Annotated in this window: 24 protein-coding genes and 1 pseudogene; 13 read left to right on the forward strand and 12 right to left on the reverse strand. The window is 40.9% G+C overall.

The features are described from left to right. The 4 genes from gmhB to AB6T38_RS05245 form a co-directional block, all read right to left on the reverse strand. Entirely contained in the window at window positions 1-537 is a 537-nt protein-coding gene (gene gmhB, locus AB6T38_RS05230) for a D-glycero-beta-D-manno-heptose 1,7-bisphosphate 7-phosphatase (protein ID WP_372546302.1), read from the reverse strand. Next, window positions 537-1,352, reverse strand: coding sequence for a putative RNA methyltransferase (locus AB6T38_RS05235; protein ID WP_372546303.1), 816 nt, complete (start codon window positions 1,350-1,352; stop codon window positions 537-539). Before AB6T38_RS05235 ends, gmhB begins: the two co-directional genes overlap by 1 nt. A 68-nt stretch (window positions 1,353-1,420) precedes the next feature. Further along, window positions 1,421-2,182, reverse strand: coding sequence for an SDR family oxidoreductase (locus AB6T38_RS05240; RefSeq protein WP_372546304.1), 762 nt, complete (start codon window positions 2,180-2,182; stop codon window positions 1,421-1,423). A gap of 136 nt (window positions 2,183-2,318) precedes the next feature. Then, entirely contained in the window at window positions 2,319-3,476 is a 1,158-nt protein-coding gene (locus AB6T38_RS05245) for an acyl-CoA dehydrogenase family protein (protein WP_372546305.1), read from the reverse strand. Between the two features lie 361 nt (window positions 3,477-3,837). On the opposite strand from AB6T38_RS05245, the gene AB6T38_RS05250 reads away from it, so the two are divergent. Together AB6T38_RS05250 and AB6T38_RS05255 are read left to right on the forward strand one after the other, a co-directional pair. Further along, window positions 3,838-5,478, forward strand: coding sequence for a response regulator (locus AB6T38_RS05250; RefSeq protein WP_372546306.1), 1,641 nt, complete (start codon window positions 3,838-3,840; stop codon window positions 5,476-5,478). Window positions 5,479-5,928: 450 nt separating this feature from the next. Next, entirely contained in the window at window positions 5,929-6,477 is a 549-nt protein-coding gene (locus AB6T38_RS05255) for a hypothetical protein (RefSeq protein WP_372546307.1), read from the forward strand. Window positions 6,478-6,706: 229 nt separating this feature from the next. Here AB6T38_RS05255 and AB6T38_RS05260 read toward each other — a convergent pair whose 3' ends face one another. Next, entirely contained in the window at window positions 6,707-7,630 is a 924-nt protein-coding gene (locus AB6T38_RS05260; RefSeq protein ID WP_372546308.1) for a hypothetical protein, read from the reverse strand. A gap of 269 nt (window positions 7,631-7,899) precedes the next feature. Here AB6T38_RS05260 and AB6T38_RS05265 point away from each other — a divergent pair, with 269 nt between their 5' ends. The 10 genes and pseudogenes from AB6T38_RS05265 (at window position 7,900) to AB6T38_RS05310 (ending at window position 17,457) form a co-directional block, all read left to right on the forward strand. Continuing rightward, a complete protein-coding gene (locus AB6T38_RS05265; RefSeq protein WP_372546309.1) occupies window positions 7,900-8,070 on the forward strand; it encodes an acetyltransferase in 171 nt (56 codons plus the stop codon). Further along, window positions 8,070-8,471, forward strand: a complete 402-nt coding sequence (locus AB6T38_RS05270; RefSeq protein ID WP_372546310.1) for a type II toxin-antitoxin system death-on-curing family toxin — start codon at window positions 8,070-8,072, stop codon at window positions 8,469-8,471. The genes AB6T38_RS05265 and AB6T38_RS05270 overlap by 1 nt, the downstream gene beginning before the upstream one ends. A gap of 199 nt (window positions 8,472-8,670) precedes the next feature. After that, window positions 8,671-9,282, forward strand: a pseudogene (locus tag AB6T38_RS05275) (tyrosine-type recombinase/integrase). A gap of 158 nt (window positions 9,283-9,440) precedes the next feature. Next, entirely contained in the window at window positions 9,441-9,989 is a 549-nt protein-coding gene (locus tag AB6T38_RS05280) for a hypothetical protein (RefSeq protein ID WP_372546311.1), read from the forward strand. 415 nt (window positions 9,990-10,404) lie between these two features. Further along, the gene (locus AB6T38_RS05285; RefSeq protein ID WP_372546312.1) at window positions 10,405-10,842 is read left to right on the forward strand and encodes a MerR family DNA-binding transcriptional regulator; all 438 of its coding nucleotides are present in this window, start codon (window positions 10,405-10,407) and stop codon (window positions 10,840-10,842) included. Then, window positions 10,839-12,008, forward strand: a complete 1,170-nt coding sequence (locus tag AB6T38_RS05290) for an isovaleryl-CoA dehydrogenase (RefSeq protein WP_372546313.1) — start codon at window positions 10,839-10,841, stop codon at window positions 12,006-12,008. The genes AB6T38_RS05285 and AB6T38_RS05290 overlap by 4 nt, the downstream gene beginning before the upstream one ends. Window positions 12,009-12,080: 72 nt before the next feature. After that, entirely contained in the window at window positions 12,081-13,688 is a 1,608-nt protein-coding gene (locus AB6T38_RS05295) for a carboxyl transferase domain-containing protein (RefSeq protein ID WP_372546314.1), read from the forward strand. Between the two features lie 13 nt (window positions 13,689-13,701). Continuing rightward, entirely contained in the window at window positions 13,702-14,523 is an 822-nt protein-coding gene (locus AB6T38_RS05300; RefSeq protein ID WP_372546315.1) for an enoyl-CoA hydratase/isomerase family protein, read from the forward strand. Then, window positions 14,520-16,550: an acetyl-CoA carboxylase biotin carboxylase subunit gene (locus AB6T38_RS05305; RefSeq protein WP_372546316.1), complete on the forward strand. Its 2,031-nt coding sequence runs from the start codon at window positions 14,520-14,522 to the stop codon at window positions 16,548-16,550. Before AB6T38_RS05300 ends, AB6T38_RS05305 begins: the two co-directional genes overlap by 4 nt. A gap of 4 nt (window positions 16,551-16,554) precedes the next feature. Continuing rightward, complete coding sequence (locus AB6T38_RS05310; RefSeq protein ID WP_372546317.1) at window positions 16,555-17,457, forward strand: hydroxymethylglutaryl-CoA lyase; 903 nt, start codon at window positions 16,555-16,557, stop codon at window positions 17,455-17,457. Window positions 17,458-17,502: 45 nt separating this feature from the next. Here AB6T38_RS05310 and AB6T38_RS05315 read toward each other — a convergent pair whose 3' ends face one another. Genes AB6T38_RS05315 through AB6T38_RS05325 form a run of 3 tightly spaced genes read right to left on the reverse strand, consistent with a single transcriptional unit; the run spans window position 17,503 to window position 20,179 of the window. Next, window positions 17,503-18,171 carry a glycine betaine ABC transporter substrate-binding protein gene (locus AB6T38_RS05315; RefSeq protein WP_372546318.1) on the reverse strand — a complete coding sequence of 223 codons (669 nt, stop codon included), beginning with the start codon at window positions 18,169-18,171 and terminating at the stop codon, window positions 17,503-17,505. Window positions 18,172-18,183: 12 nt separating this feature from the next. After that, the gene (locus AB6T38_RS05320) at window positions 18,184-18,747 is read right to left on the reverse strand and encodes a hypothetical protein (RefSeq protein ID WP_372546319.1); all 564 of its coding nucleotides are present in this window, start codon (window positions 18,745-18,747) and stop codon (window positions 18,184-18,186) included. A 19-nt stretch (window positions 18,748-18,766) separates the two neighbouring features. Beyond that, on the reverse strand, window positions 18,767-20,179 hold the full coding sequence (locus AB6T38_RS05325) for a substrate-binding periplasmic protein (RefSeq protein WP_372546320.1): 1,413 nt from the start codon (window positions 20,177-20,179) through the stop codon (window positions 18,767-18,769). 215 nt (window positions 20,180-20,394) lie between these two features. Here AB6T38_RS05325 and AB6T38_RS05330 point away from each other — a divergent pair, with 215 nt between their 5' ends. After that, window positions 20,395-20,979: a DUF922 domain-containing protein gene (locus AB6T38_RS05330; protein ID WP_372546321.1), complete on the forward strand. Its 585-nt coding sequence runs from the start codon at window positions 20,395-20,397 to the stop codon at window positions 20,977-20,979. Between the two features lie 235 nt (window positions 20,980-21,214). On the opposite strand, the gene AB6T38_RS05335 is transcribed toward AB6T38_RS05330, so the two are convergent. The 4 genes from AB6T38_RS05335 to AB6T38_RS05350 all read right to left on the reverse strand — a co-directional run bounded on the left by AB6T38_RS05335 (window position 21,215) and on the right by AB6T38_RS05350 (window position 24,801). Next, entirely contained in the window at window positions 21,215-21,799 is a 585-nt protein-coding gene (locus tag AB6T38_RS05335; RefSeq protein WP_372546322.1) for a PEP-CTERM sorting domain-containing protein, read from the reverse strand. Between the two features lie 285 nt (window positions 21,800-22,084). Then, window positions 22,085-23,275, reverse strand: a complete 1,191-nt coding sequence (locus AB6T38_RS05340; RefSeq protein ID WP_372546323.1) for a phospholipase D family protein — start codon at window positions 23,273-23,275, stop codon at window positions 22,085-22,087. A gap of 278 nt (window positions 23,276-23,553) precedes the next feature. Then, on the reverse strand, window positions 23,554-24,051 hold the full coding sequence (locus tag AB6T38_RS05345; protein ID WP_372546324.1) for a DUF2867 domain-containing protein: 498 nt from the start codon (window positions 24,049-24,051) through the stop codon (window positions 23,554-23,556). 117 nt (window positions 24,052-24,168) lie between these two features. Continuing rightward, window positions 24,169-24,801 carry a cysteine peptidase family C39 domain-containing protein gene (locus AB6T38_RS05350; RefSeq protein WP_372546325.1) on the reverse strand — a complete coding sequence of 211 codons (633 nt, stop codon included), beginning with the start codon at window positions 24,799-24,801 and terminating at the stop codon, window positions 24,169-24,171. Window positions 24,802-25,047 lie beyond the last annotated feature (246 nt).

Genomic DNA, 25,047 nt, shown 5'->3' on the forward strand with positions numbered 1-25,047 from the left:
CTACATGGGATATATACGAGTTAAGCTATCAACCCGTTTATAGCCAATATTCGTGTCATCTGGTATGTGATCACTTGAGTAGAGGTAACGTTTAGTTACCCCTGCTCGAGTTGCTGCCAACATATCCGTCTTGTTATCTCCAATCATTACCGACTTTGCCATATCAATATCGTATTTTTGCTTGGCTTGTTCCAGCATGCCGGGGTTAGGCTTTCGACAAGAGCAAACCTTCAAATACTTCCCTTTCGCTTTTTCCGGGTGATGAGGACAAAAGAAAAATTCCGCTATTTTTATGCCGCGCTGTGCAAATTCTGCCTTCATCCAATCGGATAATTGTAGAAAATCGTCTTCCGTGTAATAACCACGGCCGATGCCTGATTGATTCGTTACGACTATGATTAAATATCCCTGCTGTTGAAACCATTTGCACAGGGGAAAAATATCTTCAATAAAATCAATTTGCTGTGGTCGAGATGCATATCCATGATCAACATTAATCACTCCATCCCTGTCTAAAAACAATGCTTTTGAGGTCATTATTTTTTTCTCAATATTTGGATATCAAACTCTGTTTGACATACTTTGTCGGATTGCAAAAACTGTTGTTTATTCTGTTCACTGGTATGCCAAAAATAGGGAGTCATTTTTAACAATGCCAAACGCTGCTCTGGGGTTTGAAAGTCCAATTCAAACGCCAATGATTCTCTGTTTTGTAATGCAAAATTAGGGGTATCTAGCTGATTCAGTGTATGAGGTTTTGATTCCGCGTAAATTGACTCTTTGAGTTGCTGTAAGTGCATGGGTCCCGGATTCACTAAAATCCACACACCATGAGGTTTTAGGATCCGCGCGACTTCTTCCTCGCTGGAAGGCGCAAAAACTTGAATGACAACATCCATAGATCCTGTGGCCACCGGAATTTTAAAGGTACTAGCCACAGTAAATTGACAGGCTTTGTGTGTTTTAGCCGCTCGTTGAATAGCCACTTTGGATATATCACAGCCCGATGCAGCACATTGATAACTGGCGTTTTCTAAATGACTGCGGATCTGATCAACATAATACCCCTCACCACAACCGGCATCGAACAAGGCTAAATCATGATCTTCACAATGTGTCTGAATCAACTCAGCAATGCGCGCAATTAACGGGTCGTAAAAACCTTGTTGCAGGAATTCACGGCGAGCCAATATCATCTCTTTATTGTCACCAGGAGCCTTGCTGTTGCGCTCCTGAGCCAATTGCAGGTTTACGTAACCTTCTTTGGCTCGATCGTAACTATGATTAGCTGCACAACGCCAAGTACCCGCTTCCAACGACAATGGAAGACCACAAGCAGGACAAATCCACATGTAATTAACACTACCTTAAATTTGACGCTAAGCAAAATTACAGCACAGCGATGAAAGAATGTGGGGTATTAGACCCTTGTTCCACCATCCAATTCAAGTGTCCGCCCCGTAAAATAATCGTTCTCGAAAATAAATTTCGCCGCATGACCTAATTCTTCCACTTCTGCTAAGCGTCCAACGGGCACTGTAGACAAAAATCGTTCGATCATTTCTGGGCGCATTTGTGCCGCCATAGCGGTGTTAACTAAACCTGGTGCGATACAGCCAGTACGAATATTATGACGAGCTAATTCTTTGGCCCAAGTTACGGTCATAGTGGCCACTGCTGATTTTGAAGCAGAATAATTGGTTTGCCCCATATTGCCCCCACGAGACACTGAGGATAGATTAACAATCACACCAGAACTTTTGGTTTCAATCATGGTTGCAGCCGCTTCACGAGCGCACAAAAAAGTCCCTGTGACATTCACGTCGATAACAGATTGGAACTGTTGTTTTGACATTTTATCAACGACTTTTCCTTCCTTAACTTTCAATAACATACCATCACGCATGATGCCTGCACTATTGATTAAGCCGTTTAATTGACCAAAATCACTCTTTATTTGCGAAAATACGTATTCCACATCGGATTCATCGGTAACATTAACGGCATAGCCTCTAGCGGTTACGCCTAACTCAGAAATCTGTTCAGCGGCGGATTTAACCACAATATCTTGCATATCCAGCATGGCAACATGGGCACCAGCATCGGCAAAGGTTTTCGCCATCGCCAAACCAAGGCCTTGAGCCGCACCGGTAATTGCGATTACTTTATTTTTAAGTTCCATAACTCACCTTTCAATCTTTAATGTGATACTTAGTTTTTATCAAAATAGGTTCTAAAGGAATGGTATAGTGTAAAGCTTATTAAGCTGCAAATATCAATTCCTCTAACCGTAAACTTTATTATTTTAACCTGTTTATTTACAGAATTTGATTATCACTGTCGGCCAATAGACGTCGTCCAATTATCATCCGCATAATCTCATTAGTACCTTCTAAAATTTGATGTACTCGTACGTCCCTTACGTGACGTTCAAGTGGGTATTCTTGAATGTAACCATAACCGCCATGAATTTGCAGAGCTTCATTACAGACCTGAAAACCGACATCAGTGGCAAATCGTTTCGCCATTGCACAGTACGTGGTTTTGTCTGGACTATGGCTATCTATTTTAAAGGCTGCTAATCGCACCATTTGCCGCGCTGCCACTAATTCGGTGGCCATATCGGCGAGTTTGAATTGCAGTGCTTGAAATGCTGCCAATGGTTTACCAAACTGCGTACGGGTTTGCATGTATTCCGTTGCCGTCTCTAACGCTCGCTGAGCAGTGCCGATGGAACAAGTAGCAATATTTACTCTGCCGCCATCAAGTCCCATCATCGCGAATTTAAATCCTTCCCCTTCTTCACCAAGTAAATTGTCTACAGGAATCAACACATCTTCAAAGGTAATTAAACGAGTGGGTTGCGCATTCCAGCCCATTTTTTCTTCGGCTTTACCATAGATAACACCATCGGCATCAGCAGGAATAACCACCGCGGAGATCCCACCTGGGCCTTTCTCACCGGTTCTCACCATCACCACTAAAACATCCGTTTCACCGGCTCCTGAGATAAACATTTTAGAGCCATTAATACGGTAATTGTCCCCTTCCCTTACCGCAGAAGTGCGTAACGATGCCGCATCTGATCCCGAGCCAGGCTCAGTTAAACAATACGATGCTAAATGCTCACCAGTCACCAAGGTAGGGCACCAGACCGATTTGATGGATTCCGTTCCCCAAGTGGCAATCATCCAAGTGGCCATATTATGAATGGTCATCATTGCTGTAGTGGCAGTACAGCCACTGGCTAATTGTTCAAAAATAAGGGCAGAATCTAAACGACTAAGCTGCAAACCACCCGCGTCTTCAGGAGTATAAAGTGCACAAAACCCCAACTCACCGGCTTTTTGAATGACGGACTTTGGGAATATATGTTCTTTGTCCCAACGGGCAGCATGGGGAGCAAGCTCTTGCTCAGCGAATTGTTTCGCAGTATCAACGAAAGCAATCTGATCTTCGGTTAAGTCAAAATTCATATGAGTTACCTTTGCAAAATACCTATAAAACGAGTGTTAACTTGATGTAAATAAGATTATCAAACTTTTAACCTTAACGTTAACGTAATACAAAAATTAATGAATTACGTCGCTGCCAACATCTGTATACACTTTGCTTTAACTATTCGATTGTGCAACCAACCCAGGCATTTGCACTAAAGTTATCCCTCCTTTTCATAGATTTAACGAACGGTAATTTATTGGCTCTGAAATAGTGTTCACCCCCTTTATTTTACATTCGTATAGGGATAAATAACTATCCATAGCCATGTACATTGTTATTTTGATACTATGCTTGGTATATTGTCGTAATAAATTGATCAGAAAGAAGAAAATCATCGTGGTTGGACCAAAAATCAACATCGCTGTAGTTGAAGATAATGGCATGGCCCGAATTCTTTTGCGGAACCATTTGCTAGAGATGGGTTATTCTAACGTTTCCTGTTTTATCCATGGCAGAGAACTCAAGAAAGCCTTGAAAATTCGCCCATTCGATTTAATTCTGATGGACTTTCACCTCGGCGATCACAAAAATGGCGTAGAAGTCATTCAAGAATTAACCCGTGAAAAGCTATTAAAGCACACCACTGGACTGATCTTTGTTACTTCAGACCGACTTCCACTGATTATTGGACAAATTGTTGATATCCATCCTGACGATTTAGTCATCAAGCCCTACACCATTCGAATGCTCGAAAAAACAATCGCTAATACGTTGAAAATTCGCAGACAGCTGATGTCCGTTTTAACCTTGATGGACGAAAAATTATGGGAGCATGCATTACAAAAACTGGAAGAAATAGCAAAAAATAATCCGCTCCCAAAATCACGCACGACCCTATTAAAGATCCGTGCAAGACTATTGTTGAAACTGTCTAGATATGACGAAGCTGCGGCATTGTACAGTGGCGTGTTAAAAAGTGCCGAAAACGTAATTTGGGCAAAATGGGGGCTCATACACGCACAGTATTTAGCTGGCAAAATTGAAATTAGTGAAGAATTGCTTAAAGACATGTTAGGTGCGCACTTGACCAACGACAAAGCCTGCGAGTGGTTAGCTCGCATTTGTATTGGTAGAAAAGAATATGAAGTCGCAGAGGAATATATTGATTTAATCAACGAAAGCGCCCTTTCTATGCCAGCTGCTAAGCTCAAGTCCTACATTTACCAATTGCAAAACAAAATGGATAAAGCAATTGATCTATTAGAGCGAAAGCGCCTCAATGCTAAAGATATTCGCGAAAAATATGCAGAATTATCGTTGGAATTGGCTCGCTGTTATCTAACGATAGCGGAATCAAAAAAAAATAATGAAAGAGCTAACGCCTTGCAAGTAGCACGATTTTTAATCGGTAATGCAGGTCGCAATTATTTAGAAGAAAACCTCGCGATCAAACGTGATTACATGAACATTCTTGTGGCGATACTAGAAAATGATCAAGACAAAGCCATTGCCCTTTTAGAAGAAGCGGATCAAAAAGACTTTAAGGCTGCAGATGTGCCTACCATGACCGACGCCATAAAAGGTTGGCTAGGTGTTGGAGATGAAATGCGAGCCGCACAAATTTTGTTTGACTGCGAAGAGAAAATGTTAGAAACCGAAGATCTAACTGATCAAACAATTTCTTCAATGGCTATAGCCAAACAAGAAGAAGAGTTGGGCGAACGGCGACCCCGAGCCCTTAAATTTAATAAACAAGGGTTACATCTGCACAACCAACAACGCTACAACGAATCCGTAGATTATTTTTATCAGGCTTACTTACTTTTTCCAAAAGAAGCGGCGTTTGGGTTAAACCTACTGCAAGGATTATTAGAGTCCAATTTAGCTGAATATAAAAAAGCAAAAACCTTACAGTTGTTCAATGAGTTAGACAATCGAGAATTAAGCAGCAGCAACCGCAAACGGTTAAACGAGATTGGCGGACGAATCAGCGCAGATAAAGACCAGTTCATTGTAAACGAAAACAAAGGCAAATAACTTCTTTCCAATCTGTTCTACTGCAGTTTAAAAAGCAGAATAAAGCGTGACAGTTTCTTGTGTACGTAAACCAGCCAGTGAACCACATTAACATCAGTATTTGTTGTTTGTCTTTTGCGGCCGCTTCAAAAAGAGAGACGTTATCAGCGCAACCGCTCAACAATAACAATTCTGCAAGGAGACAAAGTACATGACGCATAGTGAAGTCCTGTTATTCAGAAAAGATGCTCAAGAATGTCTAGGACATATCAAACCTCGCCATTTAGTCTGATTAGATTGTGCGAACGTGTTACTTGAATACGTAAAATTAGCTAATAACACTAATATCTGAGCAAACAAACTACGCTCAGAATAAGCCTAAGTTGTAATTCATTGATTTTACTTGTTTTTCATCTGTGGTACGACAGTTGCACGATACACCATATTGTGATCGAGCTAGGGTAAAATGAAATGGAAGAGAAGCAATTTAATAAAATAAGAAATGGCCTGTTACTGGCAGTAATACTTTTCGAAGTGTGTCACTTAACATGGGAATACTTTAACGGCGGAGTAATTACCCATCACCTTTTCATGCGTGCTGATCTTCCCGGATTGTCGAATTGGTGGGGACTACTGATTTTGCCACTTCTGGTGTGGCTATCCGCTGCAGTAATTAAAAAAAGAATATCAACTGGGTCGGATGCAAAAACACTTCCTCCGTCGGTATTACTGGGATTCTTTAGCATGCTGCTGGTAAGCACAGTTCAATCAATTGCCTTTGTAAATGGCTTTCCAAGCGTAACAATGTATTTGGCTCTGGGCGTTTTAGTTTCAGCTTTATTTGTACCGCTTTACAGAATGGAATGTATTCTTGGGCATGTTATCGGCTCAACCTTTGTGTTTGGCCCTGCTATCCCATTTGTCGGTGTATTGATGTTCGCCCCTATCTCGTTGTTGTCACATAAGTGCATTAAACCTTTGTTGCTGCGCTTCAAAAACCGCAGAACGACTTTGGGTTAAAATGTTCTGAGAGTTGATAATGGACTAGTGTTGATGGATAGAAACCTTCGCGTTTAGAAAATAATAAAACCTAAGCCAAATTAAGTACCTATGAACTTCCGGTATTTGACTATTAATGCCCGTCAGACCTCGCCCATAGGCTCCTCCGTACGTATTGCAGACGTTGGTGCTTTTAGTTCTCCATCGTAATGTTTAGAAGCTAATGATGGGGGAACTTTTATAAGAAAGTTTAAGAATCTATGCTATTGAAAGTTTCAAAACGAGTTTGAGTGACGTTGTAATTGCGGCCCATCCATAAAGTGGAATCATATTTATCAAAAAACTCTAGAAATTGCTTTTCTATATTGCCTATTACTCGTTTAGGAGTCATTGGTACAGTAAAAAGCTTTCTACCCTTCAATGAATAGAATTCAAAAACATAGGGTTTTGTATATGTTCTGATAAGCAAGTGTTCACCATCACTGGAAAATCGCCCTATTCCCTTTGTGACTGTGGCAATGACATTTTCTCTTCCGTTTGATATTTCACAAAACTCAGAAATATCATTGTCTCTATCAGCTAGCATTTTTCCGTACTCACATCTATGAAAAAGTAACCTGCCATTGGTATAGGTAGCATGGCAATCAACTGTGCTGCTGAATGTCGCTCTTTGCATCTTATAAATGAAGGGCTCATAACGCGCTCCCAACATGTTTTTTTTCAAAGTACAAAAATATTTAGTTTTGAAGTAATGAAAGTGATCTTGCAGTGTAACAAGGTATTCCTTTTTATTAACTTTAACCGCAGCACGATAAGGCCCAGTCTTACGTTTAGCCTCATCACGGGGAAGTGAATCTTTAATGCTAGTAATTTTAAAAGTTCTTTTACGAAGGTCATATTCAACAAGCTCATAGTCGAACACGCAACCAAACCCTACTTCGGTTTTAAATAGTGCCCCGCGGTAATTGAAGCCGCCCTCTTCCATTGAAGGAACTTCATAATCAAGTACATCTACAGTACCTGAATTTAAAACTACGAACTTACTTAATTCACCTGAATTTGTGCCGAGAATCACACACATATCATTTGATAGTGCTAGGCAACCATGCACGCAGAAAGGTAAAGTATATTGATGAGTTATTTTCGATTTTATCTTTAATGATTTCTTTTCCATGGCTACAAAAAATGCTTCCTATTAATGAAATAAGACTATAACCCAAGGCGACTAACAATATTCTGAATATTTCGCACTTCAGGCAAACTGGACATACTTACGCCATACTTCAGCTTTCCTCTATTGTAGAAAAAACGTCAGTTGTTTGTCTTTTATTGCCTTAGGAGGCTATTTTGCTTGGTATGTGTGCAAATGATACCAAAGTTCTGGCTTAATATGTTTCTTGCAAAATCATGTGTATACTATCGACCTAGATATAAGAGGTGTTTATGAATACAAAAATTGAAGTTTACGGTGTTAAAGCTGTTCAACGCCCCAAAATTCCAGCAAGCAAGAAACTTGACCTTTCTGGTGAGTTTGGGCAACAGATCGTGAAATCCGAAACTAAGCTAGCGCTAAGAACACACAAGCGTACGTTCGAAAAACTCGCTTACATGTAATGGCGCTTATTTTTTTCCCCTTCGAGCGCGTTATAGAGATTAACGCCTACATTCTCGAAAACGAGCCTGGTATGAAGGGGGCCGCTGATATCAATAAGCTTCAGGGGGCGCTAGGCAGGATTGATAATGCTATTGTTTATTTAGGCTTGAATGATGTTTTCGAAATAGCAGCAAAGTATGCTGCTTCTATTGCACTTTCTCATTCGCTTCCTGATGCAAACAAACGGACTGGTTTCGCTGTAGCTTTGGAATATTTATCTCTCAATGATTATGAATTAATTGCTGATAACGAATTATTCGCAGATGCCATCAGAGATTTGGTTGTGGGCAAAATTGGTGAAGCGGATTTTGCTGACCTTCTTTATGCCCAGTATATTTCTGAACAAAATCAAAATAGTTAAAATTTCATGCAGTTTACTTTGGCCATACCTGCGCGAGTAGGGTAAAGAAAGTTCAATATATAAGAAATCATATTGCTTCTCAGTCTGATGGTTGAGCAATACTGAACTCCCAGTAAAAAATCTGACAGTACCATTATTCAAACCATAAACTTTGGCCGGACTGCCATAATTATGTTTTCTATTAAACAGGAGACAAATTATGGCAATTCAAATCCATACACCTTGGAACAAAAATCGTATTATCGGTCAGAAAAAGCCTCTTCAGATATCACATATATAGGGTATCCGGATTCGCTTAGAGTTTGAAGGACGGACGCGTGATCTCGCACTGTTCAATCTTGGTCTTGATAGCAAACTACGAGGTTGTGACCTTGTTAAACTCAAGGTCTCAGATGTCGTTTGCGGACGCTCAGCTCTTAGGCGCACGCATGTCGTTCAGCAAAAAACAGGTAGTCCTGTCCAATTTGAGATAACACCAAACACGGGAGAATCGATATTGGCTTGGGTAAAGAAAGCTGGATTAGAACCCTCTGATTATCTTTTTAAGTCCCGTATACATAGCGCTGAGCACATATCAACTAGACAATATAATCGCATTTTTCACGGATAGATTGAAAAACTTGGTCTAGATACATCTCTCTACAGCACCCATTCAATGCGTAGAACCAAGCCTTATCTGATTTACAAGAAGACTAAAAATCTCCGGGTAGTTCAACTCTTGCTGGGCCATAAAAAGTTAGAGAGCACTGTCCGCTACTTGGGCATCGAGGTAGACGACGCGTTGGAAATATCGGAATCTATTGAAGTTTAGGCTCTACGGGGCTGATTGTGCAGCCCCTTTGTACGTATTTCAGACTGTCAATTTTCGAAGCTAGTCAACAGAAAAGAAGAATATTTAAATATCTTTGCGCAGCGAAATTGATAAAAACCACTATGCTAGGTATACCCACTTCTTTATGAGGCATAATTGTGCTAAAGAAAATATTTTTCATTGCTTCAGTTATCACTCTAATAGTTGCTTATGTTCAGCTATCTCCTTTTCATACTGCTATACAGCAAGCGTTGCCAATAATAATCATAAACTCGAAAGCATCTTCCACAGAAGCAGAGGCGACCATTAAATCGTTATTTATTCAGTGTGATATTGAGTTCCAATCGACGTTAATACCTGAAATTTATGTGCGAACCGAATCTGATCTAAAAACCTATTATCGCCTATCACATTTGCGAAAACCTGTGCATCAATCCATTGAACCTTTGATTAAAGAACTTAAGAACTATCAAAAGGCTAGCGCTCACATATACTACTTACTAGAGAGTCCTACACATAAAGCTTTAAAACAGTTGAGGCTAAACATTGAACGTAATTTTAAAGGGGCATCGAGAGTATCAGCATTTGATCGAGTGATACCGATTTTATCGATTGCGGTTCCTCCATCAAGCAACCGATGCGAGCCTGTTAAAAACTATATGACCTACACAAAACAAAATTTTGGAGGAGCTGGTTTCTTGATTTAAGTTTTGTCATATTCTGACATTCATCTACTCAAAAACCGCTCAGAATTGAGTGACTGTTCCTTATCTAATACTGCCTGTCAGACTAAGTCGAGACGTTTAGCTAAAAGTGTCAGGTCAGATATATTTTGGTAATCACAGTACTACTATCCCTAAGCCATTCACAGCATCTAATATCTCAGACCCATGAGTATGCTCTAAACTGATCTGTACACTAATTTGAACATTTCCTCCTTGCTCTAGATGCATAGCAAACAGTGAACATTTGACCTTCGCTTAACAGTATATTACTTTTATTTAACATCTTTACGTGAACGTAAAGGTAAGCCGGTATAAAACCTTTGCGGTTTTTCCAAGGTTAGTGGTTCTCCATTGTGAGATAAAAACATAAATTTTAAACCACTTTTAGGATGGATAAATGAATGTTGTAAAACAAACAGAGAAGCATTCCGCTTCCAATAAAAAAGAAAAAACATACAGTATCGGCGAGCTTTCAAAAGTATTTGATGTGACCCCAAGATCTATTCGTTTTTACGAAGAGCAAGGCCTGTTATCGCCAACTCGCTCCGGTCAAACCCGAGTCTACAGTAAAAAAGATAAAGTCAGATTAAAGCTTATATTACGGGGTAAACGCTTGGGGTTTTCTCTAGCAGAAACACGCACTCTTTTTAACCTGTATGACAGCCATCAAAATTCAAAAATCCAACTGCAAGCAATGTTGGAAATGACCAAAGAAAAACGCGCCTTATTGATTCAACAACTCGAAGACATCAACGTTTTAATGATTGAGTTGAATGAAGTTGAATCTCGCTGCCAAGACGAACTTGAACAAATAAACAAAGGAAAAACGGCATGAATGCTCCCTACCCTACACTGAACTTTGGATTAGGCGAAGATATCGATATGCTTCGCGATCACGTTTATAACTTTGCACAAGCAGAAATCGCGCCTTTGGCAGAAAGTGCAGATGAAGAAAATGCGTTTCCCAATCAGCTTTGGCCCAAACTGGGTGAGATGGGTCTATTGGGTGTGACTGTCTCCGAGCAATATGGCGGCTCAAATATGGGCTATCTTGCACATACTATTGCCATGGAAGAAGTTAGCCGAGCATCAGCGGGAATAGGTTTGAGTTACGGTGCCCACTCCAATCTTTGTGTTAATCAAATCCACAAAAACGGCACTGACGCCCAGAAAGAAAAGTACCTCCCCAAACTTGTTTCAGGAGAGCATATTGGTGCCTTAGCTATGAGTGAACCTAATGCCGGTTCTGATGTAGTCAGCATGAAACTACGGGCTGATAAAAAGGGCGATAAATACATTCTTAATGGCAATAAAATGTGGATCACCAATGGTCCAGATGCCGATACCTTCGTTATTTACGCAAAAACGGATGTTAAAAGCGGATCCAAAGGCATTACTGCGTTTTTAGTGGAAAAGTCTTTTGCCGGTTTTAGCCAAGCACAGAAACTCGATAAATTAGGCATGCGCTCCTCAAATACCTGTGAACTGGTGTTCCAAGACTGCGAAGTCCCTGCGGAAAATATCCTGGGAGAAGAAGGGGGCGGTGTGCGTGTGTTAATGAGTGGTTTGGATTATGAAAGACTGGTGCTCTCCGGTGGCCCACTTGGGATCATGCAGGCCTGTATGGACTTAGTTGTTCCTTATATTCACGACAGAAAACAATTTGGTCAGTCCATCGGCCAATTCCAATTGGTGCAAGGTAAAGTTGCCGATATGTATACCCAAATGAATGCGGCCAGAGCTTACGTTTATGCAGTGGCTCGCTCCTGTGATCGTGGTGAAACCACCCGCAAAGATGCCGCAGGCGCGATTCTTTATTCGGCTGAATTAGCGACTAAGATGGCGCTAGATGCCATTCAATTGTTAGGCGGAAATGGTTACATCAATGAGTTTTCAGCAGGCCGTTTGTTACGTGATGCGAAGCTGTATGAAATCGGTGCAGGCACCTCGGAGATTCGTCGTATGTTAATCGGTCGCGAGCTATTTAACGAAACCAGTTAAATCGCCACACTTTGACATCTAGATGTCATCACCCTGTGTTCAAATTTTATTAAATGGATTAGGAGCGACTGAATGCCCCCTATCGTCAGCAAATTAAATGTTAAAAGTCAGGAATTTATCGATAACGCTGCCAACATGGCGCAGCAAGTTAGCGATTTAAAAGAGGTTATTGCTAAAATTAAATTAGGTGGTGGTGACAAAGCAAATGCTCGGCATACCGCTAGAGGTAAATTATTACCTAGAGAGAGAGTCAATGGGCTGTTAGACACTGGGTCACCTTTTCTGGAGTTATCTCAACTTGCCGCATGGAATGTGTACCAAGATTATGTGCCCGCCGCGGGGGTGATTGCCGGTATTGGCCGAGTGTCAGGTGTGGAATGCATGATAGTGGCCAATGATGCGACAGTTAAGGGAGGTACCTATTATCCGTTAACGGTTAAAAAGCATTTACGAGCGCAAACCATAGCGGAACAAAACAATTTACCCTGTATTTATTTAGTGGATTCTGGTGGTGCAAACCTGCCTAGACAAGACGAAGTGTTTCCAGATCGAGAACATTTTGGCCGGATCTTTTACAATCAAGCCAATTTGTCGGCACAAAATATTCCGCAAATTGCGGTAGTGATGGGCTCGTGTACTGCTGGAGGCGCTTATGTTCCTGCAATGGCCGATGAGTCAATCATTGTCAAAAACCAGGGCACGATTTTCTTAGGCGGCCCCCCACTTGTGCAAGCGGCCACCGGTGAAGTAGTTACCGCAGAGGAATTGGGCGGAGGCGACGTCCATTGTCGTACATCTGGTGTGGTCGATCACCTTGCCAATAATGATCGCCACGCGTTGCAACTGGCCAGAAACGCCATTGCCCGGTTAAACCGCACTAAACCCAATTATTTGGACCTAGTAGAGCCTAAAGACCCAGCCTATCCCACCAGTGACATTTACGGTGTTATCCCCAAAGACAGTAAACAGCCTTTTGATGTTCGAGAAATCATCGCAAGGATCGTCGATGGTTCTGAATTCGACGAATTTAAAGCCCTTTACGGCACAACATTGGTTTGTGGGTTTGCGCGAATTTATGGAACCCCTGTGGGCATAGTGGCAAACAATGGCATTTTATTTTCTGAGTCGGCACAAAAAGGCACGCACTTTATTGAGTTATGCGCCCAACGTAAAATTCCCCTGGTGTTTTTGCAAAATATCACCGGGTTTATGGTGGGAAAACAATACGAAGCTGGCGGAATCGCCAAACACGGCGCAAAAATGGTCACCGCAGTGGCCTGCGCTAAAGTCCCCAAGTTTACCGTATTAATTGGCGGTAGTTTCGGTGCTGGCAACTATGGCATGTGCGGCAGAGCCTATGATCCACGATTTATGTTCATGTGGCCCAATGCCCGCATCTCGGTGATGGGGGGAGAGCAAGCTGCTGGAGTGTTAGCGCAGGTAAAACGAGACCAAAAACAACGCCATGACGAAAGTTGGAGTGCTGAAGAAGAAAACGCCTTCAAACAGCCCATTATTGATACTTATGAACAACAGGGGCATCCCTATTACGCGTCCGCACGACTTTGGGATGATGGCGTAATAGATCCTGCTGATACTCGATTAGTGCTCGCTCTTTCGATTTCTGCTGCACTTAATAAACCCATCGAAGAAACACGCTTTGGCGTGTTTAGAATGTAAGGCAATTTTTGTTATGAATGATATACCTAGTTCCTTAACCACACATTCAGAAGATGTACTCTACGCCCTCGACTCTCGTGGCGTTGCGACTATTACATTGAACCGGCCTGAGGTACACAACGCATTTGACGATAAAACCATTGCGTTGCTCACCCACTATTTTAAACAGGTTGCCAGAGATGAAAACGCCCGCGTGTTGGTTTTACAGTCCAATGGCAAAAGCTTTTGTGCTGGAGCCGACCTCAATTGGATGAAGCGCATGGCAAGCTTTAGTTATGAGGAAAATGTAGAAGACGCCAACGCATTAGCGAACATGCTACATACCTTGTACACCCTACCCAAACCGACCATCGCTAAAATTCAAGGAGCGGCATTTGGTGGTGCCGTTGGCCTAGTCTCATGTTGTGACATTGCCATTGCCAGTCGCCTAAGCAAGTTCTGTTTAAGTGAAGTGAAGTTGGGGTTAATCCCTGCCACTATTAGTCCTTATGTGATTGATGCTATTGGCGATAGAGTCGCCCGCCGATATTTTATGACCGCAGAAGTGTTTTCGGCCCGCCGAGCTCGCCGATTGGGCTTAGTCAGTGAAGCCGTTACCGAAGAAGAGTTAACCTCAACGGTGGATACATTAGTCAAACAGATTATCAATAACGGCCCAGTAGCAGTGGCTGCCGCTAAGCAATTAGTGTTTGATATTAAAGACGAACCACTAGATGAAGAGCTTATTGAGAAAACCAGTTTGCGCATTGCAACCACCCGAGTTTCCGAAGAAGGGCAAGAAGGATTAGCTGCGTTTTTGGAAAAGAGACAACCAGCATGGCGGGATAAATCATGAGTGGATTGAACAAAATAGACAAACTACTGATTGCTAATCGTGGCGAAATTGCATGTCGCATTATAAAAACAGCCAAATTATTAGGCATTAAAACTGTCGCAGTTTATTCCGATGCAGATGTGAATGCACTCCATGTAAAAATGGCAGATGAAGCCGTTAGATTGGGTCCAGCGCCGTCTCGAGAAAGCTATTTAAAAGCCGAACTGATTATAGCGGCGGCCATAAAACTCAACGTAAACGCTATCCATCCAGGGTATGGTTTTTTATCAGAGAACTCACAATTTTGTCGTCTATGTGAACAACATAATATTATTTTTGTCGGCCCTCCCATTGGCGCAATTGAGGCCATGGGTTCAAAATCAGCGGCCAAACATATTATGGAGCAAGCTGGCGTTCCTTTAGTGCCAGGTTATCACGGTGATGAACAATCTCCAGAACTGTTGAAAAAACATGCCGATGAGATGGGCTACCCAGTGCTATTAAAAGCAGCCGCTGGCGGTGGTGGCAAAGGGATGCGACAAGTCACACAGAGTCAAGAATTCTATGCTGCCCTAGATGCGGCAAAACGCGAAGCCATGTCTGGCTTTGGTGACGACATCATGTTGGTTGAAAAATACCTCACCCAACCTCGCCATGTGGAAATCCAGGTATTTTGTGATAACCACAAGAATGGTGTGTATCTGTTTGAGCGAGATTGCTCAGTGCAGCGACGCCACCAAAAAGTCATCGAAGAGGCTCCCGCCCCAGGAATGACAGAAGAATTACGCCAACAAATGGGACAAGCAGCCTTAACCGCAGCCCAAGCCATTGGTTACGTAGGCGCAGGCACCGTTGAGTTTTTGTTAGATAGTGACAACCAATTTTTCTTTATGGAGATGAACACTCGGTTACAAGTAGAGCATCCAATAACGGAAATGATCACCGGACAAGATTTAGTGGAATGGCAACTCCGCGTGGCGGATGGTGAGACTTTGCCATTGCAACAAGATCAATTGGAATTAAACGGGCATGCTTTTGAAGCGAGAATTTACGCTGAAGATCCCAATAACCAGTTTTTGCCTTCTACCGGCATATTAAGTCGTTTGATGCCGCCAGCAGAGCACGATAATGTGCGTGTTGATACCGGTGTTTTGCAGGGGGATGAAGTCTCGCCCTATTACGATCCTATGATCGCTAAATTAATAGTCTGGGATCAAAATCGTGAAAAAGCCCTAACAAAACTTGCCCAAGCGTTAAGTCGTTATCAAGTGGATGGTGTCACTACAAATATCGATTTTCTGTACAACTTAGCCACTCATCCAGCTTTCAAACAAGCTCAGTTAAGCACCCACTTTATTGAACAGCATGAGACTGACTTGTTTGTCAGTGACGGCCCACAGCGCGAGTTATTAACCCCGTTGGCAGTGACTTATTTGCTATTACAACGACAAGCAACAACCTTAGCGGCACAAAAGCAAACCTTAGCTTTGGGTTCACCTTGGGATCAGCATAATCACTGGCGTATGAATGAACAGTTCAGGGAAGTTTTGAGCGTTGAAATTCAACAGCACACGATTGAAGTAAGCGTTGAATATTTGTCTTGCCCACATACCAGTAAAGAAGTCATCAAGGTCACCACGGCGGAAGGTTGTTTTGAATGTACGGGTAATCTTGAAGGAAATCACTTTGAGGCCTGCATAAACAATCAACACCTGCACGTTACCCTGCAAGCTCATCAAGGGTTCACTACCCTATTTACTCATGAATATGCCATTCAATGTAAGCTCAATGGGCCTGACTTAGGGTTAAGTGATGCAGATGATCACCATGGCGGATTTGAAGCCCCTATGAACGGCACCATCGTCAGTCAAGTTGTTGAAGTGAACAGCGCTGTAGAAAAAGGACAGACATTAATGGTGATGGAAGCGATGAAAATGGAACATGCCATAAAAGCGCCTAAAGCCGGTGTGGTTAAAGAATTCTATTTTGCTGCTGGCGATCTTGTGGATGGTGGCGCGGTCTTGCTGGATTTTGAAGCCGAGGAGTAAACCCATGACAAACAGTTATCCAACACAGGTTAAAATCGTCGAAGTTGGTCCCAGAGATGGATTACAAAATGAAAAGCAACGGATCCCCTTAGCCAATAAACTACAGTTAATCGATGATTTAACCCACGCCGGGTTGAAATTTATTGAAGCTGGCAGTTTTGTGTCCCCTAAATGGGTACCACAAATGGCTGATAGCAGTGAGTTATTTAATAAATTAAAGCGTCAATCCGGTATGACTTATTCGGCATTAACCCCTAACCTTCAAGGTTACAATAACGCCAAAGCAGTAAAGGTTGACGAGGTAGCCATATTTGGCGCGGCATCTGAAACCTTCTCGCAAAAAAATATCAACTGCTCTATTGCCGAAAGTTTAGAACGCTTTATTCCCATTGTTGAGCAAGCTAAACAGGATAAGATCCCTGTTCGAGGTTATGTTTCTTGTGTTTTAGGCTGCCCCTATGAAGGCGATATTGCACCACAAAAAGTGGCTGAAGTGAGCCAGCATTTATTGGCCATGGGATGTTATGAAGTGTCCCTTGGAGATACCATAGGTGTGGGTACACCCATCAAAACCCAAAACATGTTAGATGTTGTGCAGCAAGTGATCCCCAACAACAAAATTGCCGTGCATTTTCATGATACTTACGGACAAGCATTAGCCAATATTTTAATCGCACTGCAACTAGGCATAAGCACCATCGACAGCGCTGTAGCCGGTTTAGGAGGATGTCCTTATGCTAAAGGTGCATCTGGCAATGTGGCCACCGAAGATGTGGTGTTCATGTTAAACGGCATGGGAATAAACACTGGCATTAATATAGATAAACTGGTGCAAGCGGGAAACAAGATCATGCAAACACTAGGACGAGAGACGACTTCTAAGGTGGCAAACGCCCTATTAGCTTAAGTATTGTCACTTACCTATTTATGCAAAAGTAACAAAAACTGGCTTTTATGATGCCGGTTTTGCTTGCATCTGTTTATGCTTTTTCAGTGCTTGCTGAAAGATTATTTTCGCCTCTTCTTTTGCTCTAACCGGATCATTGTTAGATTTTTCAATCCTGGCGACAATGTTATTTAAATCATCGGTGTTCATGCAATCTTCCAATATGCTCAGACGATCTTCTAGCTCTGGAAATTTTTTCAAAACAGCTTCGGATATTAACGGTTGTGCTAAATATCGGGGGAAAAATTGATCGGTATCTTTTAGTATAATCACGTCGCCACTGGTGACCTGAGGATCAGACTCGTATCCGACAAAAACCTCGGCCTCACCACTTTCCTTTGCAGAATAGCGATCGGTTATGCTGCAAGGTAAAACGGATTTAAATTTAACGCCATATTCTAACAAACCCAGTAAACAGTCCTTGCGGTTCATAAATTCCGGATCAGCACTGAATGTTAGTTTAGCTCCCTTGGTTTTTAAGTCGCTAATACAGGTTATTTCTTCAGACTCAGCCGTTTCTGGTGTCATCACCAAGCAGTAATCTTCGCTACAACCAAGATTAGCTAACCATTTAATGCCTAAGCCCTGACCATAATGATTCAACTCATCAGTTAAGGTGTTTGCTGATTTGACCTCATGGGTTTCAGTTTTATGCTGAATATTAAAATACTGCAAACAAGTACCAGTTTAATCCATATAAACATCTAACCATCTATACTTTAATTCTGCGAAATTATGCATGCTGTCACCATTGGGATAACGTATTTCGCAAACGAAATGTGGATTATCATGGCGTATCGCCAAAGCTAACAGCTCAGTGAAAAACATCTGTGACAGATCACTTTTAGCACCAATAATAATTTTTGGATTTGACCCTTCCAATCGTTGTGAGGCCAATACGTCTTCACCAGCTAGTATGGGCCAAAATGATTGTTCGGAAGTGCTGACTTGACGCTGCACACGACCAATGGTTTGACTGAAATTTGATTCCATTTCATTGAGTTGTACATGAAATTCTTTGTCGGAAACCTTCAAGGTTAACGATTGAATAAAACTTGGCATATTGATAATCACAAATGGCATGATCAATAACGCGAATAAGATCAAAACCTGATTTGTGGCGCGTAAATATTCATCAAGCCCAAATAGTTTTAACTCCGCAAGAAAAAATAACAGCACAGCTAAGCAGTATATAAAAAGTAAATAAGGTGCTGATTTTGATAAGAAACTACTCTTTTTCTTAGATTTCATAGATTCTCCATTAAACGTATTATTGCAACTGAACGGCTGTTGGCTCAAAACAATATAAGTTTGTTTTTGACGCTAAAGGACCATTTAACACATTCGCAATGACTTTTTGTTGGTTAATAATTTCAAGGTTATTTAAGAATAATTCAGGCCATTGTCGCACCAAGGCTTTGGTCCCTTTAGGAAAGGTAAAGACTTCATTGGGCATACAACGCACTAATTGCTGATCATAACGTTGTCCTTGCACAAGTTGTTTACCGCCGGTTGATACCAACCTGACGGAATCGGCCATATCAATTTCATTGGCAGCTTGTGTGAGTAAACTTTTAAAAGCATGAGGATTGCTTTTTAAATTATTAAGTACCTGATTAAATTGATTTCTAAGAGATAGGTTGTTTGGGTTATTTTTCGAGAACATAACGCTATGGGGCACGTAATCAATATATTTAGCAAAACCAATTTTAGCGGATAACGTAGGCATAGACTGAGTTAAAACCGACTCCCCTACTTGTTTGGACTCAATAAATACTTTGGGTTTAGATGTATATGCTAACCATAACAAAGCTTCAGACATTGGCATTTTACATTCATTGCGACCTGATGAGTTTATGGGGGTGTGCATCGCAATATCTGGCGTCACAATAAGGTGTGAGTTTTCAATTAGATCTTCGACATTGCCTATTGTTGATTTAGCAGATTGATAGACATAAAAAGGTTGTGTATCCAAATGATTCAAAACTAATGGATCTGTGTAGTCAATTTGTAAAACCCGTTGAGATATTTTCAACCTGCGTGCTTCAGCGCTATTTGCAACCTCATTTAATTGCCCTTGGGTTAACTTTTTTGCGCTCACAAGTACCCATTCTCGATTACCGTCTAGCATTTCAAAGCCTTGTAAGGTGTCTTTAAAATGACAGGTATTGTTAGGAATGAATTGGCGTAATTTGGGCGTGTATTCATATCCAGCTAAAGTGATGACTGCGTATTTTTGTAAATCGGAGGGATTCGCTATTGTCGCAGCAGAAGGATTGTGTTTTAGGTGAAAGAAGATCCCGTTAGGCACATCAATTATAGGGTCACTAAAATAAAATTGGTTTTCTCGTTCTGGCGTTTTAATGTAGGGATAGGTCCCCCTAATTTGACTATCCTGTTGTGACGATTGGGCTTTTGTATATGCCAGTTCCCAGGGCATAAATTGCAAATCTACGCGATAGCCCATCTGCTCAAAAACGGATTTAACTACAACGCTTGCGATACCTTTCTGGGGTAAAGTCTCACCAGAATACGGAGTCCATTCCCCCGAAGATAGATGAATAACCTTTGGTCCAGTTGCCGGTTGTGAACTTGAATAAACAATGGCGGCGATTAAAAGTAACAATGCGATAATCAAACTAACCATAATCATAGGGTTACTTTTAGAGCGAGCTGTATCCAAAGTCTCAACCTTTCCATCAAAAAGGTGACATCGCATCACCAACCTGTATAAATTCTATACAACAATCTAACATTTGTCAGGTTGATAACAATCTTAAGGTAAATAAAAGTAATTATTCATGGCAAGCTAGTAGATAGTCAGCGTAAACCTCTTTCAATCTAGGCTATAAAGCCGTAATTTAGAGTTTATTCCTTTGATGTTACGGTGAATTATTGATGTTTTTAGCTGGAATAAAGCGCGCGAGTTGCGGCTTCTTGCTGTTTACAGGCTTAAATGCTTTTTCTGAGGTTGTGTTAACTGAAAAGTTCGAACACTATTCCATTGCCCCCACGACTCGACAGCAAATAAAAATTGAATTGCGCGCAAACTCCCCCGTTGTAAAAGAAAATCAACTATTTCACGGTCGCACACAATGGCAGTTAACTCCGGTTTTCGGATTACAAACTAGCGGCAACCTGTGCCGACTTGTAGGTATCAAAGTGTATTTAGAGGGGCTTTATACCATGCCCGAAATGTCTAACAGAGAAACCGCAGAAGAAAACTTAAAACAAACCTTTGACGATTATTACGCCGCTTTATTGGATCACGAAAAAGGCCATCAGGCGATTTGGATTGAAGCTGGTGAAAGCATTGAACGAAAACTAAAAAGCATGCCTCCCCATTTTCAATGCAGCCAATTAAAATCCCAAGCCAGCAAACAAGTCGCCAAACTCGTAAAGTTCTTCCAACTACAGAATAAACAATACGACCAAAACACCGGACACGGCAAAACCCAAGGTGTGTTTATTTCTGGAAATTAAATACCTGCGGTATTTAAATAGAAAATACACGGCGTTTTTTTACAAGATTGAATTGCGGTAATGTTCAACCACATTCCAAAAACAACGTCTTGCTAAGAGGAAAGTAATAGTTGTATGAAATGTGTTGCGAAGCGGAACCGAGCTAACTGTTACGAGTCCTGCATAAGTAATTTGTATGTCATAAAAAAGCCTCAACAGAGCTGAGGCTTAGAAATACTTTGCACTTTAATGTTGTTTACTTTTTTCTTGAAAAACCAATCAATGCCAAGCAAAGGCTAAATAATGCAATGCTGGTTGGTTCTGGAACTGATGAAATAACACCATCAAACTGAACTTCGCTCAAACCTGTAAAGGTATCACCGTAGTTGGAGTTTAGGTTAAATTTTAAGTACTGTGCAGTTGTATTCAATGCTATTGTCTCTGAAAAAATAGGAGTTCCAGCAGATTCATTAAGTACAAAATCTCCAATAGTAAAGTATGTAACCCCGTCAAGAGAGCCTTCAATGCCTAAGTCTTTGACTGAGCGCCCTGTCCCGCAGCACCCGCCGCCATAATTCCATATCGAACTAGAAGAAATATCGAATATTGCTCCTAAATCAAAAGTAAGGACGCCTGTTACAGTGCCATCAGTCATCCATTTGTTTACAAAGTTACCGGAATGTTCAGCACCGGACAAACCTGAGCCATTAATTAGGTTATCGACGTTATATGAAAAAAATGTACTCGATGCAGTTACATCTGAAGCTGTTATTAACCCAGCATTGGAAATGGACGATGCTAAAACTAGTACAGCACCTAATAATATTTTCTTCAATTTCATAGTGACTTCCTTAAAATTATCAATTACCACTCGATAAAGCAATTAGTGCACCACAACCGCAAGACATTGTTTTATAAACATAAATAAAATTTTCTTCGAAAAAAACACGTAATATGTAAAAAAATCGACAAAAAACATGAAAAATCGTTATAGCATCTTAATTCTACGATTTATGCCTAACGCTTTGAATATAGGGGTTTTAGGAGTGCTTCGGCCGAAGGCCTCCGAGTCTTTTTCCCTGTGAGCGAAGCGAATGTTGTTTATTGTTTTGTATGGATAACCTTGTTATGCCTTATGCTCATAAAAAACACAATCCAACAATGCTGCACGACCTTGCCATATTGCTTTTTCAGTTTTTCCTTTCGGATACTCAGTTTGCCACCAGACAGAATCATGAATACGACAAATTAATTCATCCCAATACCTTTCATAAGTCATTTCGCTAACGTTAATACCAAAATCTTTACACATGTTTTTATTGTTTTTGTCATCAATACATACAAAAAGATCTGGTCGTTTCATCGCAAGTAACCGACTAGCCGTTCCTATGCCATCTCTACCATCAGGAAACGCTTTGACAAAGTAATTAATAAATTGCATAAAATCACTTCTAGTAATATTTTTGTTTAAATCTATATGCTGAAGAGCATCTGATATATATGAATTATTATTGTTTATATTACTATGAAAAACACCTGCCCCCTTCATGCTGCCAAACAAGCCCCAATGAGCATGAAGATCATTTGGTAAACCGGCAATTGTCTTACGTAAAGCAAGTGGCATATCCCTATATTCATCATAATCTAGAAATCCTTGATGAATAATGTTGAGTAAATCGATGCGTTCGTTAATACCGTGGTAAGGATCTTTTTTAACCAAAGAGGAGAAGTCATCCCAAGACATCCGCATTATAGTGCTTTGTATTGCAGGTTTACCTGATGTTTTATTCCCATAGATGTCTGAAAGCCCATCAATTTTGGTTTTGTTTTTAGCCCATAGACATCGATAAGCTTTAGTCTCCTCTGCTGTTACTGAAGAAGCTTTATCAAAATAACCAGTAATATTTTTAAGAATCTCGGCTTTCAGGTTAGGTTGTGATTGGTCAAAACTTGAAATATGGACATTCATTTCCTGATTATTTTTCATCGCTCCAGCAGTCATATTGGCACTACCTATGATGGCTTCCCAACCTATGGTATTCGAGAAAAAATATACTTTAGGGTGAAAAACACCACTAGGCTGAGTAATAAACTTAACACTATCACTCCCTATAAAAGCCTCTAATACATTTGGATCTGTTTGATAAAAATGCGTGCCTATTGTTGTTGATGTCAATTTATCTTTATTTTCCAGCAATGCATTAAACACATTTGTGTCAGCTGATGCCCAAGCCACAGAAATACGAATATCATCATATTTATTAATAAGTTTAATAAGTAAACTTTCAAATTTATTATTATTTGTAATTATGTTCATACGAAATTCCCGATGTATGATGGAGGCATAACGCTTCACTCACCGGAAAATTGGGAGCGCAGCGAGTAATTTTTCCGCGTGCAGAAACTTGTCATACGGCATTAATAGGCGAATTCCTAGAGAACCAAGCGTGGACAAAACCCGACTGGTAAAACTGAACAGGTGAGCCAAAACCACCACGTACAATAATTGACTTAACCTCATCAGGAGGCAAAATCGCCACGTCTTTTTCCCATGCAGTAGGCGCGAGCTTGCGAGCACCCTAATCGACGCGCTTGTTATATGCGACCTGCTTTGAGTGCTTGTCTAATACAATACTTAGCAACTAATTTATGAAAAGGCTTTATAAAAGCCATGTACACTTTACCTGTTTTAGTTTTTAAATTAACTAAGGTAGACACAGAAAACTCTTGTTCTGATAATTTTAAAACAGATAACCACATATCCATATTAGGCTCATACGCACCACAAATAACTTCTTTGGTTTCTACTGACTCGATTACAAGGAAGCCTGCTTTCTTGCCTGCCTGAATATCATCTAGTGGCAGACTCATTTCTGTATTACTAGCCGAGAAGCCAAAGTGTTTCACTATGGAATTACGCAAAGATAAAGCGAGTTGCACTGGTTTGGGCAAAAAACCAAATATGCTGTGATATACATTTTTAGCTTCAAGGTTAGTTTTATTAACCCGAACTTTAAATGAATCTCGATAATAAGAATTGACCTCTTTACCGTTGATTTTTGTTTCTAATGGAAATTCCATTTCCGAAACCATGTGCAACCTCCTTGGAGCATAGCATATAACACCCCGAGCAGGGGCAAGTACATGCAGGCTATATTACGGAACGAAGTGACGGGAGCCTGCATGTAATTGTCCCGCTGACTTAGTTTGTTATGTGTTTTCGCTTGCGCTAAATCCATCGCAGGACAAACATAGCTCTTCACTAACTACCATCCCATTGCTATTCGCTAGTTTTGAAAAAGATGTATCAATTGATGAGCCGCAATTTGGACAATGCCGTGATGTACTTACACTTAAATTACTTGCTACAACCAAGGCTGTATTTCCACCAATCTCTTGGTTCTTAGCTGTTTTAGTCACAGATGTCTCAAGTTCTTTTAGCGAAACACTTTTACGTTTCCTATTTTCTGGATCGTTTAATATTACCCGACTATCAATAAAATTTTTAATGACAGAGAAATGCCCACCGATTTTGTTTTCAAAGGATAAATGGTTAACTACTGGAGCAATTTCATTATCTAAACACAACGTCAAAAACTCACTCAAATCAATGTATCTGACAATAGAACATCGAATTCCGATAGAGTTTAAGTATGCGCCGAGTTTATACGTTCTACAGTATTCTCGATTTAGTTCTGGACTGATAGCACTAACATTGCCCCATATTTCATCTAAATTAACTTTCTGATTTGAATAGTATTTGATCAGCATAGCTAAGCATGCAGCCCCACATTTGGGAGATTTCTTTGGTTGGGCGACAAAGGGGATGTTAATTAGAGTCAAAATGTATCCTTACATATAACGAGGGTGTAGAAAAACCCTCACCTTAATATTTACTATAAAAATTAGCCTAATCTGACCTTAAAAATGCGCTGCTACGTGAAATCTGGATAGGTTTCACTATTGAACAACAATTACATTTAAAGCAGAACACGGTAGTTTTTTGGCTCCGACCTTTTTCTACAGCCTCAACGCTTTGCTCACCGGTAAATTAGGAGCGCAGCGAGTAATTTATCCGCGTGCAGCAAC

Origin of the sequence: Aliiglaciecola sp. SL4 (genome assembly GCF_041538045.1) — a bacterium.
Taxonomy (GTDB): Bacteria; Pseudomonadota; Gammaproteobacteria; order Enterobacterales; family Alteromonadaceae; genus Aliiglaciecola.